Origin of the sequence: Pseudomonas sp. SWRI22, from assembly GCF_014268395.2 — a bacterium.
In the GTDB taxonomy this organism is placed as follows: domain Bacteria; phylum Pseudomonadota; class Gammaproteobacteria; order Pseudomonadales; family Pseudomonadaceae; genus Aquipseudomonas; species Aquipseudomonas paracarnis.
The window spans coordinates 296,675-309,109 of the sequence record NZ_JABWQK020000002.1 but is presented as its reverse complement, the minus strand read 5'-3'; the positions used below and the strand labels follow the sequence as shown (position 1 = coordinate 309,109).

Annotated in this window: 13 protein-coding genes; 4 read left to right on the top strand and 9 right to left on the bottom strand. The window is 59.4% G+C overall.

The genetic code is table 11. The annotated features are described in order from the left end of the window. Positions 1 to 28: 28 nt before the first annotated feature. The 4 genes from HU730_RS18710 to HU730_RS18695 all read right to left on the bottom strand — a co-directional run bounded on the left by HU730_RS18710 (position 29) and on the right by HU730_RS18695 (position 3,450). On the bottom strand, positions 29 to 979 hold the full coding sequence (locus tag HU730_RS18710; protein ID WP_186527827.1) for an aliphatic sulfonate ABC transporter substrate-binding protein: 951 nt from the start codon (positions 977 to 979) through the stop codon (positions 29 to 31). A gap of 110 nt (positions 980 to 1,089) precedes the next feature. Then, entirely contained in the window at positions 1,090 to 1,611 is a 522-nt protein-coding gene (locus tag HU730_RS18705; protein ID WP_096144831.1) for a sigma-70 family RNA polymerase sigma factor, read from the bottom strand. A gap of 108 nt (positions 1,612 to 1,719) precedes the next feature. Then, positions 1,720 to 2,511 (bottom strand): PhnD/SsuA/transferrin family substrate-binding protein, encoded by a 792-nt coding sequence (locus HU730_RS18700; RefSeq protein ID WP_186527826.1) that lies wholly within the window; start codon positions 2,509 to 2,511, stop codon positions 1,720 to 1,722. A gap of 9 nt (positions 2,512 to 2,520) precedes the next feature. Next, positions 2,521 to 3,450: a fatty acid desaturase gene (locus HU730_RS18695; protein ID WP_186527825.1), complete on the bottom strand. Its 930-nt coding sequence runs from the start codon at positions 3,448 to 3,450 to the stop codon at positions 2,521 to 2,523. Between the two features lie 301 nt (positions 3,451 to 3,751). On the opposite strand from HU730_RS18695, the gene HU730_RS18690 reads away from it, so the two are divergent. After that, positions 3,752 to 4,180 carry a GNAT family N-acetyltransferase gene (locus HU730_RS18690; RefSeq protein WP_186527824.1) on the top strand — a complete coding sequence of 143 codons (429 nt, stop codon included), beginning with the start codon at positions 3,752 to 3,754 and terminating at the stop codon, positions 4,178 to 4,180. A gap of 117 nt (positions 4,181 to 4,297) precedes the next feature. Here the strand turns inward: HU730_RS18690 and def are convergent, their stop codons facing one another. From def to HU730_RS18675, 3 genes are all read right to left on the bottom strand, one after another. Then, positions 4,298 to 4,837 (bottom strand): peptide deformylase, encoded by a 540-nt coding sequence (def, locus tag HU730_RS18685; protein ID WP_186527766.1) that lies wholly within the window; start codon positions 4,835 to 4,837, stop codon positions 4,298 to 4,300. After that, a complete protein-coding gene (locus tag HU730_RS18680; protein WP_034128514.1) occupies positions 4,834 to 5,787 on the bottom strand; it encodes a YihY/virulence factor BrkB family protein in 954 nt (317 codons plus the stop codon). Before HU730_RS18680 ends, def begins: the two co-directional genes overlap by 4 nt. Positions 5,788 to 5,968: 181 nt before the next feature. Then, positions 5,969 to 6,154 (bottom strand): CsbD family protein, encoded by a 186-nt coding sequence (locus tag HU730_RS18675; RefSeq protein WP_186527765.1) that lies wholly within the window; start codon positions 6,152 to 6,154, stop codon positions 5,969 to 5,971. Between the two features lie 201 nt (positions 6,155 to 6,355). Between HU730_RS18675 and HU730_RS18670 the strand changes: the two genes are divergently transcribed. After that, a complete protein-coding gene (locus HU730_RS18670; protein WP_003193739.1) occupies positions 6,356 to 6,733 on the top strand; it encodes a hypothetical protein in 378 nt (125 codons plus the stop codon). Between the two features lie 163 nt (positions 6,734 to 6,896). Here the strand turns inward: HU730_RS18670 and fadD1 are convergent, their stop codons facing one another. Both fadD1 and fadD2 read right to left on the bottom strand, forming a co-directional pair. Continuing rightward, positions 6,897 to 8,588, bottom strand: a complete 1,692-nt coding sequence (fadD1, locus tag HU730_RS18665; protein ID WP_034128515.1) for a long-chain-fatty-acid--CoA ligase FadD1 — start codon at positions 8,586 to 8,588, stop codon at positions 6,897 to 6,899. Between the two features lie 381 nt (positions 8,589 to 8,969). Continuing rightward, positions 8,970 to 10,658 (bottom strand): long-chain-fatty-acid--CoA ligase FadD2, encoded by a 1,689-nt coding sequence (gene fadD2, locus HU730_RS18660; protein ID WP_034128516.1) that lies wholly within the window; start codon positions 10,656 to 10,658, stop codon positions 8,970 to 8,972. Between the two features lie 219 nt (positions 10,659 to 10,877). Between fadD2 and HU730_RS18655 the strand changes: the two genes are divergently transcribed. Together HU730_RS18655 and HU730_RS18650 are read left to right on the top strand one after the other, a co-directional pair. Next, positions 10,878 to 11,822: an alpha/beta hydrolase gene (locus HU730_RS18655; RefSeq protein WP_034128517.1), complete on the top strand. Its 945-nt coding sequence runs from the start codon at positions 10,878 to 10,880 to the stop codon at positions 11,820 to 11,822. A 56-nt stretch (positions 11,823 to 11,878) separates the two neighbouring features. Beyond that, the gene (locus tag HU730_RS18650) at positions 11,879 to 12,349 is read left to right on the top strand and encodes a MaoC family dehydratase (RefSeq protein ID WP_003193747.1); all 471 of its coding nucleotides are present in this window, start codon (positions 11,879 to 11,881) and stop codon (positions 12,347 to 12,349) included. Positions 12,350 to 12,435 lie beyond the last annotated feature (86 nt).

Genomic DNA, 12,435 nt, shown 5'->3' with positions numbered 1-12,435 from the left:
CCCACACTGATCGGTTTAGCGGTCTGGCTCATGGATGATCAAGGGGCTTGAAGACAGCCTGCTGCACATCGACTTTTTTCGGGATCAGGCCGTTGGCAAAAAACAGGTCTGCGGTGCGTTGCTGGTTGGCAATGTCGATGGCCGCCAAGGGGCGGATCGGCTCGGGCGAGCGATGTTCGAAGTAGCTTTTGACCACCGCCGGTTGCAGGCCCAGAGTGCCGGCCATCAGCGTGATGCTCGCGTCGGGCTGATCAAGCGACAGGCGTTGCGCCTTGCCAAGCGTCTGGATAATCGTGGCGATGGCCTCTGGGTGCTGCTTGGCAAACGGGTGGTTGACCACGAAGAAACTGCCCGCAGGGTTCAACCCTTGCCCGTCCCGCAGCACGCGTGCCGAGCCGTCGATCACGGCGGCCGAGTAGTACGGGTCCCACACCACCCATGCGTCCACCTTGCCTTGTTCGAACGCGGCGCGGCCGTCGGAAGGCGACAGGTACACCACATTCACATCCTTCCACTGCAACCCGGCGTGCAGCAGGCTTTTGAGGAACAGGTTGTGCGCACTGGAGCCCTTGAGCAATGCCACGCGCTTGCCCTTGAGTTCGGCCACGTTCTGCACGGTGCTGGCCTTGGGCACCAGCACTGCTTCGGCCTTGCCCTCGTTGGGCTCGACGGCAAAATACTGCAAGTCGATCCCGGCTGCCTGGGCGAAGATCGGCGGGATATCGCCAATATTGCCGATGTCCAGGCTGCCGGCGTTGAGCGCTTCGATCAGCGGCGGGCCACCGAGAAATTCGGTCCACTGCACCTGGGTGCCCGGCAGTGCGGCTTCGAAGAGCTTGTGCTCACGGGCGAGCACCATGCTGACCGAGCTTTTCTGGTAGCCGATGCGCAGCGTGGAAGGTTCGGCCGCCGAGGTGGGTTGCGCCAGTACTGCCAATGCCAGCAGCGAACTGCCCAGCAGGTGTCTGATTGCTTTCATAAGTTGCCTCTTGGTGGTTCGATCAGATTCAAAGTGAGCACAGGAAGTGTGGGAGCTGGCTTGCCTGCGATGGCGGCCTGACATGGCCAGAGGTGTTGGCTGGCTCACCGCTATCGCAGGCAAGCCAGCTCCCACATTTGATCGGGGTGGGATTCAAGTCCGGTAACAGCGCGGGCCATGTAGTCACTGACCGAGCGCTGGGAAATCCCCAGTTCGGCAGCGATCTGGGGGTACGTCAGGCCGTTGACGCGGGACAACAGGAACGTCGTCTTGACCTTGGCCGGCAAGCGGTCGAGCGAGAGATCGATGGCTTGGAGGGCTTCGAGTACCTGCGCCCGGTCCTCGGCGCAGGCTGCATCGTCATCCAGCACAGCGAGGTAGGCACGCTCCAGGTCACGCCGGCGCCACACCTGGTACACCAAGCGCTGGGCAATGGTGGTGAGCAATGCGCGGGGCTGTCGTATCGGCGCTACCTGAGGTGCACTCAAGAGCTGGACAAACGCGTCGACCGCGATGTCTTCGGCGTGGGCACGGGAGTTGAGGTAGCGGTGCAAGCGGCTGCACAGCCAAGGGTAATGAATGCGAAACAATGAGCCCACGTAGTCGCTGTGAGCACGATCGGCGCCGGACATAGTGGCTCCTTCTGAGTAGGTTGCGCGGTATGTCCGGTGTTCCGGTGAAGCAATCCTAGCAAGGCTACTTATGCTTTAATAATATTTAAAACGCATTTTTATATAACCTTATTGAAGTACCGAATAGCCGATGCTGGCGGCTTTGTGCTGGTAATCCAACACCACCTGGTAGTCATCTTCGCTGGCAGGAAGCACAGCTCGCATACCGAGGGTTTGCGCCACCTGCGGCAGGTCCTGCAACGCCAGGTTCATCGCCTCCCGAATCTGCGCTACCTGCGCATCGCTCAAGCCCAGCGCGCCTATGTAAGGCAAAGTCGGGCTCGGCGCGCTGCGGGCGATGACGCGCAGGCCCGCGACCTCTGCTGGGGCGAATCGGGCGAGGTAGTCGTAGGTGACGCTGTCGATGGCGGAGAGGTCGGCGCGGCCTTCACGCAGCCAGCGCAAGCTCTCGCGATGGGCACCGCTGATGCCAACGCAGGCGAAGAAACGCCCGTCGCGCTGCAACGGCGCCAGGCAGTCACGCAGCAGGTTCATACCGCTGTTGGAGTCGTGGCCGTTGATCACGCCGCGGCTCTGGTAGAACTGCGCCAGGCGGGTACGCGGGTTGTCCGCGCGAGTTAACAGCAGGCTGCAATGTTCGCCGTGGCTGCTGTGGGCCAACTCGTAACGGGGGCGCCCAATGATGCGCACCTGGCCGCGCAGTTGAGTCATCAGCGGGTAGCCGCAGGTTTGGCTGACGAGCAATTGCGGCGCCAGCCACAGGCCGCGCAAGTCGAGGTGGTCGGCATCAAGACGATGCAGCTTCAAGCGCTCAAGGATGCGCGCCAGCCAGTATTGATTGGCCTGCTGGATGGGCTCGGGCGCAACGTACATGCGCAGGTCGGCGTAGTGCTCACTCATGGTCGCCTCTCAGGCAAACGGGTGCAGGGGACTGTCGATGGCCTTGAGGCCGTGACGGCTGATCAACTGGCCGTAGCCTTGCACCAGGAAACCACCGCTGCGCGCCAGCCACTGCTTGCGCCGGGCACGGTACACCCTGGGCAGCAGGTACCACGGCAACTTTGGCAGATCGTGGTGCACCAGGTGCAGATTGTTGTTGAGAAACAGCCAGGCCCAGGGCCAGGACGCTTCGTTGAGCACTGTGCGCTGTTCCGGCCGGGGATGGGGGCGGTGCTCATAGTAGGAACGGATCGAAGCCAGGGACAACGCTGGCACGCTGACCAGCAGCAGGTAATGCCACACCGCAAGCGCGCTGTAGGAGGCAATGAAACTCAGCATCAGCACAGTAACGGCGCCGTGGGCCAGCCACATCGGCCATACCTGGGGCAGGCGTTGAAACTCGTGACGGGCCAACCGGCCAATGGCCAACGGCGCAGCCAGCAGGAAGCGGCCAAGCACGGTCTTGGTCAGCCAATGCACGCCACGTTCGAACAGCGAGCTGTTGTCCCATTGCTGCTGATTGAGGTAGCGGCTTTCCGGGTCGATGCCCGGTAGGGTCAGGTTGTCGTCGTTGTGGTGCAACAGGTGGCTGTCGCGGTACAGCGTATAGGGATACCACACCGCGAAAGGCGCATAGCCGAGGAGTTTATTGAGCAACAACGAACGGGTCGGGTGGCCGTGGAGCAATTCGTGCTGCACCGATAGCCACAGAGTCACCAGCGGAATCAGCAACAACATGCTCAGCCACACGCCCAGCCACCGGCTGCCAAGGATCACCGCGAACCAGCCGGCATATACGCCGATCAACAGTAGCCAGGTCGGCCATTCGGTTCTTGCCACAAAGGTCGTCGCCAGGGCTTCGATTTCCCGGCGTTGGGTCGGATCAAGGTAATTGGCCATCGGCAGCTCAGAGCAGGTGTTTCCTGCTCTGTGCAATGAGGCGGGAAAATCTTGCAGATCGTTTGGTTCTAAGCGTGTAACTCAGTGACCGAACAGGCCCGCTTCGGATTTTTTGGTCTTCTTGTCCGCGCGTTTTTCATCCGCGGTCTTTGCCGGTTTTTTCTTCGCGGCTTTCTTTGAATCCATACCTTTGGCCATGATGCATGCTCCACTAACAGGGGATGTAGCACTGGGTATACCACCTATTGCCCGGCAGAAGGCGCTTATAATCCCCTGCCCTTGATAACGCTTGTCTGAACCCATGCCCCCATTGCACATCGAACCGCTGGCCGAGCCTCTGTGGCCACTGCTGAACAAGTTTTACCGCAGTCACAATTCATCGATGAAGGCGCTCAAGGGCGGCCGTTTGTGGGTAGTGCGAGATGCCGAGATCGTGGCCGGCTTGTGCTTGAGCTCGGTGATGGGTGGGCAGTGGCTGACGGGGGTGTTTGTGGCGCCGACCTATCGTGGCCAGCGGCTAGCGGCGCGACTGATTGGCGAGGCCGTGGCGAGTTGTGAAGGGACGGTCTGGTTGCTGTGCCATCCGGACCTGGAAGGGTTGTATCAGGGCATGGGGTTCAGCCAGGACACGGTTTTGCCGCAATCGCTGAGTGAACGGCTGGTGCGTTACAAGCGCAATAAACCGATGATTGCGATGGGGCTCAATGCCCCAGTCCTGAATAAACACTGATCGAATGTGGGAGCTGGCTTGCCTGCGATAGCGGTGTATCAGCTACAAATAAGGTAGCTGGCCCACCGCTATCGCAGGCAAGCCAGCTCCCACAGTTGAACTGTGGGTTCAGAGGGGCTATTCGTCAGCCGTTGGGTCCAGCTCCGGGAACATCACTTCAATAAACCCGAATTTGCTGAAGTCGGTAATCCGCGAGGGGTACAGCCTGCCGATCAAATGGTCGCACTCATGCTGCACCACCCGCGCATGGAAGCCGTCGGCAAAACGTACGATCGGCTCGCCTTTGGGGTCGAACCCTTCGTAGCGGATCTGCTGGTAACGGTTCACGGCGCCGCGCAGGCCGGGCACTGACAGGCAACCTTCATAGCCCTCTTCCTGCACCGGGCTGAGCGGTGTGATCAGGGGGTTGATCAAGATGGTCTGCGGCACAGGCGGCGCGTCCGGGTAGCGTTCGCTGGCCTCGAAACCGAAGATCACCAGTTGCAGATCCACGCCAATCTGCGGCGCCGCCAGGCCAACGCCGCCCACGTGCTCCATGGTCTGGAACATATCGTCGATCAGTTGCCACAACTCCGGGCTGTCGAACATCTCCGGCGGCACCGGCGGGGCGATACGCAGCAGGCGCTCGTCGCCCATTTTCAGGATTTCACGGATCATTGTTCAGGCTCGGTCATGGGCTTGGAGTGGTCCCGGCCTAGGCCTGAGACGTGTTGTTTTTCATCGGTGTGGCCCGACTCGCCTATTTCCTTCTCACCGGGGTCCTTGCCCTCGGCAGACATATGCTCGATCACCGCATTCATCTCCGCGCCCAGCAGCAGTACGGCGGCAGAGATGTAGAAATACAGGAGCAAGACAATGATCGCACCGATACTGCCATACATGGCGTTGTAGTCCGCGAAGGTCTTGACGTAGTAGCCAAAGCCCAGGGAGGCGACGATCCATACCACCACGGCCAAGACGGAGCCGGGGGTGATAAAGCGAAATTCCTGCTCGACGTCCGGCATCACGTAGTACATGAGGGCCACGGCGAACATCAGCAAGATCACAATCAGCGGCCAGCGCAGGATGGTCCACAGCGTGACCACGAATTCCTGCATGCCGATCTGCCCGGCCAGCCACTCCATGACTTGCGGGCCCAGCACCATCAGCGCGGCGGCCGCCAGCAGCATGCCGGCGATACCCACGGTGTAGAAAATCGACAGCGGGAAACGCTTCCAGATCGGCCGACCTTCAACCACATCGTAGGCGGCGTTCATGGCGCTCATCATCAGGCGCACGCCCGCAGAGGCCGTCCACAGGGCGATAACGATACCCACCGAGAGCAAGCCGCCCTTGGACTGCTGCAACTGATCGATCACCGGGTTGACCTGTTCCAGCGCCTGGGGTGGCAACACCAGCTCCGATTGCAGGCGCAGCCAACTGAAGAAGTCGGGCAAATGCAGGAAGCCGATCAGGGCAATGAGGAACAGCAGGAACGGAAACAAAGAGAACAGCATCTGGTAGGCCAGTGCCGAGGCGTAGGTAGGCATCTCGTCATCGACGAATTCCTTGATGGTGCGTACCAGCACCTTGTGCAGCTTGAGACCATCGAGTACTGGAAAAAGCATAGCGTCTCCTTTCGCCGCAAAAGAGGTTGAGTTCGTGGGCGACTCAGGGGCCGTTTTCTACATCAAAGTAGCCCATTTGGCGACTTTGAAACAATTTCGAAAGTTTAGTTGCAGCACCGGATACAAAAACGGCCATCCGTGGATGGCCGTCGGGCTGCTGGGGTCAGCCAGCCAGGACATGTTACTCAGTGGTTTTTTTCACTACGTCCTTGGTCTTGCCCACTGCTTGCTGAGCTTCGCCTTTTTTCTCTTGGATCACGCCTTCAGCACGCAGCTTGTCATTGTCTGTGACTTTACCGACGCCTTGCTTGATGTTACCGACAGCTTCGTTCGCCAAGCCCTTTACCTTATCGGAAGTGCTGCTCATGGTATTACTCCTGATAACAATCAAATGGTTTTTGGTCACTACGTAGCGGTTGACCCGAAGCGCAACGGCAGAGTTTCAATTATTTTTGCGCAAGCATTTCATCGAAAGCGGCAGGTTTGGCTTTATGTTTTGCAGCCAACCCACGAGAATGCCCGGCACATTCAGGCTGCAACGCTGGATAACAGATCCCGTAGGAAGGTTATGAAACTCAATAAAGCACAGGCCATTGCCCGCAGAAACCAGGAACTGGGCGGTGCCGTACTCGGCGTCAACAACTGCCACTTCACCGACCTGGACCGCAAACGCAACATCTGGTGGTTCGACCTGCCGGTGGGGCGTATTGCCGTGGGCCAGTACGAGTGGATCCACCTGTTGATGCACAACGCCGACACCGACCAGTTGCTGCACCTGAAGGTGCCGACCGTGTTCCTGCGTGAAAAACTCGAAGGGCTGGTGGTACGCAATGCGGGCAAGCGCAAGCCGGAGATTACCCTGGAGCTAAGCGCGGATAAGGACTCGTTCTTGAAGGACGTACGCCCCGCCGGTGCGGGTGTGAGCTTCGCGCAGTTCGCGTTGTAAGCCCGGTAACCCTGTGGGAGCGGGCTTGCCCGCGATGGCAGTGAGTCAGGCGATACAGCAGTGGCTGCTGTAGCGCTATCGCAGGCAAGCCAGCTCCCACAGGGGGTAAGTGTTTCGCCAGCGCCCTCATAAAAAACCCCGCATCGGCGGGGTTTTTTATGGGTTACTTTTTAAGACCGAGTTTCTTCAATTCTTCATCACGCAATTCACGCCGCAGGATCTTGCCCACGTTGGTGGTCGGCAGCGCATCACGGAACTCCACGGCCTTGGGCACTTTGTAGCCGGTGACGTTGGCGCGCATGTGTTCCATCACCTGGTCCTTGGTCAGGGTAGCCCCTGGCTTGACCACGATGAACAATTTGATGTGCTCGCCGGATTTTTCATCCGGTACGCCGATAGCCGCACACTGCAGCACACCCGGCAGGCCCGCCAGCACGTCTTCCAGCTCGTTGGGGTAGACGTTGAAGCCGGAGACCAGAATCATGTCCTTCTTGCGGTCGACGATACGCATGTAGCCGTCTGGCTGGATGATCGCGATGTCGCCGGTCTTCAGCCAGCCCTCGCTATCGAGCATCTCGTCGGTAGCTTCCTGGCGCTGCCAGTAGCCCTTCATCACTTGCGGACCTTTCACACACAGCTCGCCAGTTTCGCCCAGTGCAAGCTCGGTACCGTCGTCGGCGATGACTTTACACGCGGTGGAAGGCACCGGAATGCCGATGGTGCCGATCTGGATGTGCTGGATCGGGTTGACCGTGGCCACCGGGCTGGTTTCGGTCATGCCGTAGCCTTCGCAGATCGCGCAGCCGGTCACGGCCTTCCAACGCTCCGCCGCCGCCAGTTGCAACGCCATGCCGCCCGATAGGGTGACCTTCAGCGCAGAGAAGTCCAGCTTGCGGAAACCTTCGTTGTTGCACAGTGCCACGAACAGGGTGTTGAGGCCGACGAAGCCGCTGAACTTCCACTTCGACAGTTCCTTGACCATCGCCGGCAGGTCGCGCGGGTTACTGATCAGGATGTTGTGGTTGCCGATCAGCATCATCGCCATGCAATGAAAGGTGAAGGCATAGATGTGGTAGAGCGGTAGCGGCGTGATCAGGATCTCGCAGCCTTCATTGAGGTTGGAGCCCATCAGCGCCTTGCATTGCAGCATGTTGGCGACGAGGTTGCGGTGGGTCAGCATCGCGCCCTTGGCCACGCCGGTGGTACCGCCGGTGTATTGCAACACGGCCACATCGCCGCTGGCCGGGCTGGCATCGTTGACCGGCTGGCCATGGCCCTTGGCGAGTACGTCGTTGAATTTGATGGCCTGGGGCAGATGATAGGCCGGGACCATTTTCTTCACGTACTTGATCACGCTGTTGATCAGCACGCGCTTGAACGGCGAGAGCAGGTCGGCAACTTCGGTGACGATCACGTGCTTGACGGCGGTCTTGGGCACGACTTTTTCAGCCAGGTGCGCCATGTTGGCCAGGCAAACCAGGGCCTTGGCCCCCGAATCATTGAATTGGTGTTCCATCTCCCGCGCGGTATACAGCGGGTTGGTGTTGACCACGATCAGGCCGGCGCGGATCGCACCGAATACAGCGACGGGGTATTGCAGAACGTTGGGCAGTTGCACGGCGATTCGATCGCCAGGCTTCAAATCGGTATGCTGTTGCAGATACGCGGCGAATGCGCCGGACAATTCGTACAGTTCACCGTAGGTGATTGTCTTGCCCAGGTTGCTGAAAGCCGGTTTGTTGGCGAAGCGCTGGCAGGACTGCTTCAGTACCGCCTGAATATTCGGATACTCGTCTGGATTGATCTGTGCAGCAATCCCGGCGGGGTACTTATCCTTCCAAAAGTCTTCATTCATGGAAGCCCACTCCTCAGCGACGCGAATTCATCATCGCATTTGATGCGATTATTATTGGTGTATGTTTTTAGGTGAGTCTGGCGCTTTCAAGCAGGCCTAGAAGTCACAAAGCGCGCCGAGAGTAGCAGCTTTGCCAAGGGCCGCCTAGAGCCAAAAGAGGCCCCTACAGTCATAAACATGACTCAAGAATATCCAATGGTCACTTTTAGAGCAAAAATTCTATAACACCAGGAATGGCTCTAGAACAGGCTCTCAAGGGCGAAAAATACAGTGTGGGAGCTGGCTTGCCTGCGATAGCGGTGGATCAGCCAATTCAACAGGCGACTGAAACACTGCTAGCGCGGGCAAACCAGCTCCCACATTTTTGTACCCTATTTCAATTCAAGCGATGTCGCGCAGCTCCCGGCGCAGAATTTTCCCCACCGGCGTCATCGGCAACGACTCTCTCAACACAATATGCTTGGGCACCTTGTACCCCGTGAAGTTGGCCTTGCAGTACGCCTTCAGTTCCTCGAGGCTCACCCCCTGGGCCCGTGCCACCACGAACAGCTTCACCGCCTCCCCCGTGCGCTCGTCCGGTACGCCGATCACGGCGCAGTTGGCCACGGCCGGGTGGGCCATGATCACGTCTTCAATTTCGTTGGGGTACACGTTGAAACCCGAGACGATGATCAAATCCTTCTTGCGATCCACAATACTGATGTAGCCATCGGTGTCGATCACCGCAATGTCACCGGTCTTCAACCAGCCATCGGCGTCCAGGGTTTCGGCGGTGGCGGCCGGTTGCTGCCAGTAGCCCTTCATCACTTGTGGGCCCTGGATGCACAGCTCGCCGCGCTCGCCCAACGGCAGTTCTTGCCCCAGGTCATCCACGACCTTCATCGCCGTACCCGGCACCGGGATGCCCACGGTACCCAGGCGTGACAGGCCGCCGTAGGGGTTGGTACTGGCCACTGGCGAGGTTTCGGTGAGGCCGTAGCCTTCGCCGATGGCGCAGCCGGTCACCGCTTTCCAGCGTTCCGCCGTGGCCTTGACCAGGGCGGTGCCGCCGGAGTTGGTAATCTTCAGGTGGGAGAAATCCAGGGTCTTGAAATCCGGGTGGTCCATCAGCGCCACAAATAGTGTGTTGAGCCCCAACAGGCCGGAGAACTGCCACTGTTTGAGCTCCTTGATAAACCCGCCGATGTCCCGTGGGTTGGTGATCAGCACGTTGTGGTTACCGGAGACCATCATGCACATGCAATTGGCCGTGAATGCATAGATGTGGTACAGCGGCAGCGGTGCAATCATCACCTCCTGCCCTTCCTTGATCAGCGGATGGCCGTCGTCGCCCAGTTGCGACATGCACGCCCGCACTTGCTGCATGTTCGCCACCAGGTTGCCGTGAGTGAGCATCGCTCCCTTGGCCAGCCCAGTGGTGCCGCCGGTGTATTGCAGCACGGCGACGTCGTCCAGGGTCACCGGATGGCGCGTCACTCCAAGGCCCGCGCCCATGCGCAGGGCGCGCTTGAACGAAACCGCCCGCGGCAGGTGGTAGGCCGGGACCATCTTCTTGACTTTGTCGACCACGGTGTTGACCAGCCAGCCTTTGGCGGCGGGCATGAAATCGCCCATCCTGGCTTCGATCAGGTAGTCGATCTCCGTGTCGGTGCACACCTCCTGCACACGTGAACCGAACAGGTTGAGGTAGACCAGCGCCCGCACACCGGCATCCTTGAACTGATGGCGCATCTCGCGCGGCGTATAAAGCGGGTTGGTGTTGACCACGATCAGCCCGGCGCGCAGTGCGCCGAACACCGCAACCGGGTAATGCAGCACGTTGGGCAGCTGCACCGCGATGCGCTCGCCGGGCTTGAGGTCGGTGTGCTGCTGCAGGTAACCGGCAAACGCCGCACTCTGGCGCTCAAGCTCGGCGTAGGTGAGGGTAATGCCCATGCTGCTGAATGCCGGACGGTCGGCAAAGGTCTTGCAGGAACGCTCGAAGACCTCGATCACCGACGTGTAGGTGCTGAGGTCGATGGCATTGGGGACTCCCGCCGCGCGTTTGTCATTCCAGAAATCAGGTTGCATTATTCTTGTCCTCTTTACCTGAGTGTGTCCGGCCGCTGCCATGCAGATGTGCAGCAATAAGAAGCGGAGCTTTGGGGAAGTTAGCAGCTATGGCCAAACAGGCAAGACGCTGAACTGTGTCATTGATTGTATGAATCTTGTACCTAAGGCGTAGGCAGATACCCCGCCCCACGCCGGATGAGCTATACAATGCAACCACCCTGAGCAAAGGAAGCCGCCATGAACCACAGCACCTTCTGGCTGACCGCGAACGACCACACCCGTCTGTACGTCAACCAATGGATGCCCGACGGCCCGCCCAGGGCCGTGGTGATGATTTCCCATGGCATGGCCGAGCACGGCGGTCGCTATGCGCGCCTGGCGCAAGCGTTGTGTGGCGCAGGGTATGGCGTATATGCGCTGGACCAGCGTGGGCATGGCCGTACCGCCGAGGCCGGCACCGTTGGGCTATATGCTGAAACGGATGGCTGGAACAAAGTCGTGGGCGATCTGGCCAGCCTTAATCAGCACATCGGCCAACAGCATCCCGGGCTGCCGATCATCTTGCTGGGCCACAGCATGGGCAGCTATATCTCCCAGGCATACTTGCTGCATCACAGCGCCAGCTTGCATGGCGCAATACTCAGCGGCTCGAATTTCCAGCCGGTGGCCCTCTACCGTGCAGCGCAAATCATTGCGCGCATCGAACGTGCACGCCAAGGCCTGCGAGGGCGCAGTGCGTTGATCGACTTCTTGTCGTTCGGCTCATTCAACAAAGCCTTCAAACCCAATCGCACCGCGTTTGACTGGCTCAGCCGCGACCCGGTTGAAGTGGACAACTACATCAACGACCCACTCTGTGGCTTTCGTTGCACCAATCAACTGTGGATCGACCTGTTGGGCGGCTTGCAGCAGATCAGCAAAGTCTCCAACCTGGCGCAGATTGATCCCGGCCTGCCGATCCTGGTGATTGGCGGCGATCGTGATCCGGTGAGTGAAGGCAAGCGTCTCAAGCACCTGGCCCACGCCCTGCGTGAGGCCGGTTGCCAGGACGTGCAATTGACGCTTTACCCGCAGGCGCGCCATGAAGTATTCAACGAAACCAACCGTGATGAAGTCACCGCCGACCTGCTGACCTGGCTCGACCAGGCGCTGGCGTTGCGCAGGCCCACCCGCTGCGAATAGTTTTTGCTTTAAAATCAGCCGATTAATTACCGTTAAGCCACAGGATGCTCCTTGAGATGACCCAGGTAACCAACACCCCGTACGAAGCGCTTGAAGTGGGCCAGACTGCCAGCTTCAGCAAAACCGTCGAAGAGCGCGATATCCAGCTGTTCGCCGCCATGTCGGGTGACCACAACCCGGTGCACCTGGACGCTGAATACGCCAAGGCGACCATGTTCAAGGAGCGGATTGCCCACGGCATGTTCAGCGGCGCGCTGATCAGCGCGGCAGTGGCCTGCGAGCTGCCTGGGCCGGGCACTATCTATATCGGCCAGCAAATGACCTTTCAGAAACCGGTGAAGATCGGCGACACCCTGACCGTGCGCTTGGAAATCCTCGAGAAACTGCCGAAGTTTCGCGTGCGCATTGCCACTCGGGTGTTCAACCAGCGTGATGAGTTGGTAGTCGATGGCGAGGCGGAGATTCTGGCGCCGCGCAAACAGCAAGTCGTGACCCTGACCGAGCTGCCGCCAATCAGCATCGGCTGATCTACATTCCAGCCTTTGCATAAAAAAATGTGGGAGCGGGCTCGCCCGCGAATGCGGTGTATCAGCCAATACAACAGTGACTGATC

Excerpts from the sequence above, each read along its gene's own strand:
- HU730_RS18710 (WP_186527827.1), bottom strand. The coding sequence starts at position 979 with ATGAAAGCAATCAGACACCTGCTGGGCAGTTCGCTGCTGGCATTGGCA.
- HU730_RS18705 (WP_096144831.1), bottom strand. The coding sequence starts at position 1,611 with ATGTCCGGCGCCGATCGTGCTCACAGCGACTACGTGGGCTCATTGTTT.
- HU730_RS18700 (WP_186527826.1), bottom strand. The coding sequence starts at position 2,511 with ATGAGTGAGCACTACGCCGACCTGCGCATGTACGTTGCGCCCGAGCCC.
- HU730_RS18695 (WP_186527825.1), bottom strand. The coding sequence starts at position 3,450 with ATGGCCAATTACCTTGATCCGACCCAACGCCGGGAAATCGAAGCCCTG.
- HU730_RS18690 (WP_186527824.1), top strand. The coding sequence starts at position 3,752 with ATGCCCCCATTGCACATCGAACCGCTGGCCGAGCCTCTGTGGCCACTG.
- def (WP_186527766.1), bottom strand. The coding sequence starts at position 4,837 with ATGATCCGTGAAATCCTGAAAATGGGCGACGAGCGCCTGCTGCGTATC.
- HU730_RS18680 (WP_034128514.1), bottom strand. The coding sequence starts at position 5,787 with ATGCTTTTTCCAGTACTCGATGGTCTCAAGCTGCACAAGGTGCTGGTA.
- HU730_RS18675 (WP_186527765.1), bottom strand. The coding sequence starts at position 6,154 with ATGAGCAGCACTTCCGATAAGGTAAAGGGCTTGGCGAACGAAGCTGTC.
- HU730_RS18670 (WP_003193739.1), top strand. The coding sequence starts at position 6,356 with ATGAAACTCAATAAAGCACAGGCCATTGCCCGCAGAAACCAGGAACTG.
- fadD1 (WP_034128515.1), bottom strand. The coding sequence starts at position 8,588 with ATGAATGAAGACTTTTGGAAGGATAAGTACCCCGCCGGGATTGCTGCA.
- fadD2 (WP_034128516.1), bottom strand. The coding sequence starts at position 10,658 with ATGCAACCTGATTTCTGGAATGACAAACGCGCGGCGGGAGTCCCCAAT.
- HU730_RS18655 (WP_034128517.1), top strand. The coding sequence starts at position 10,878 with ATGAACCACAGCACCTTCTGGCTGACCGCGAACGACCACACCCGTCTG.
- HU730_RS18650 (WP_003193747.1), top strand. The coding sequence starts at position 11,879 with ATGACCCAGGTAACCAACACCCCGTACGAAGCGCTTGAAGTGGGCCAG.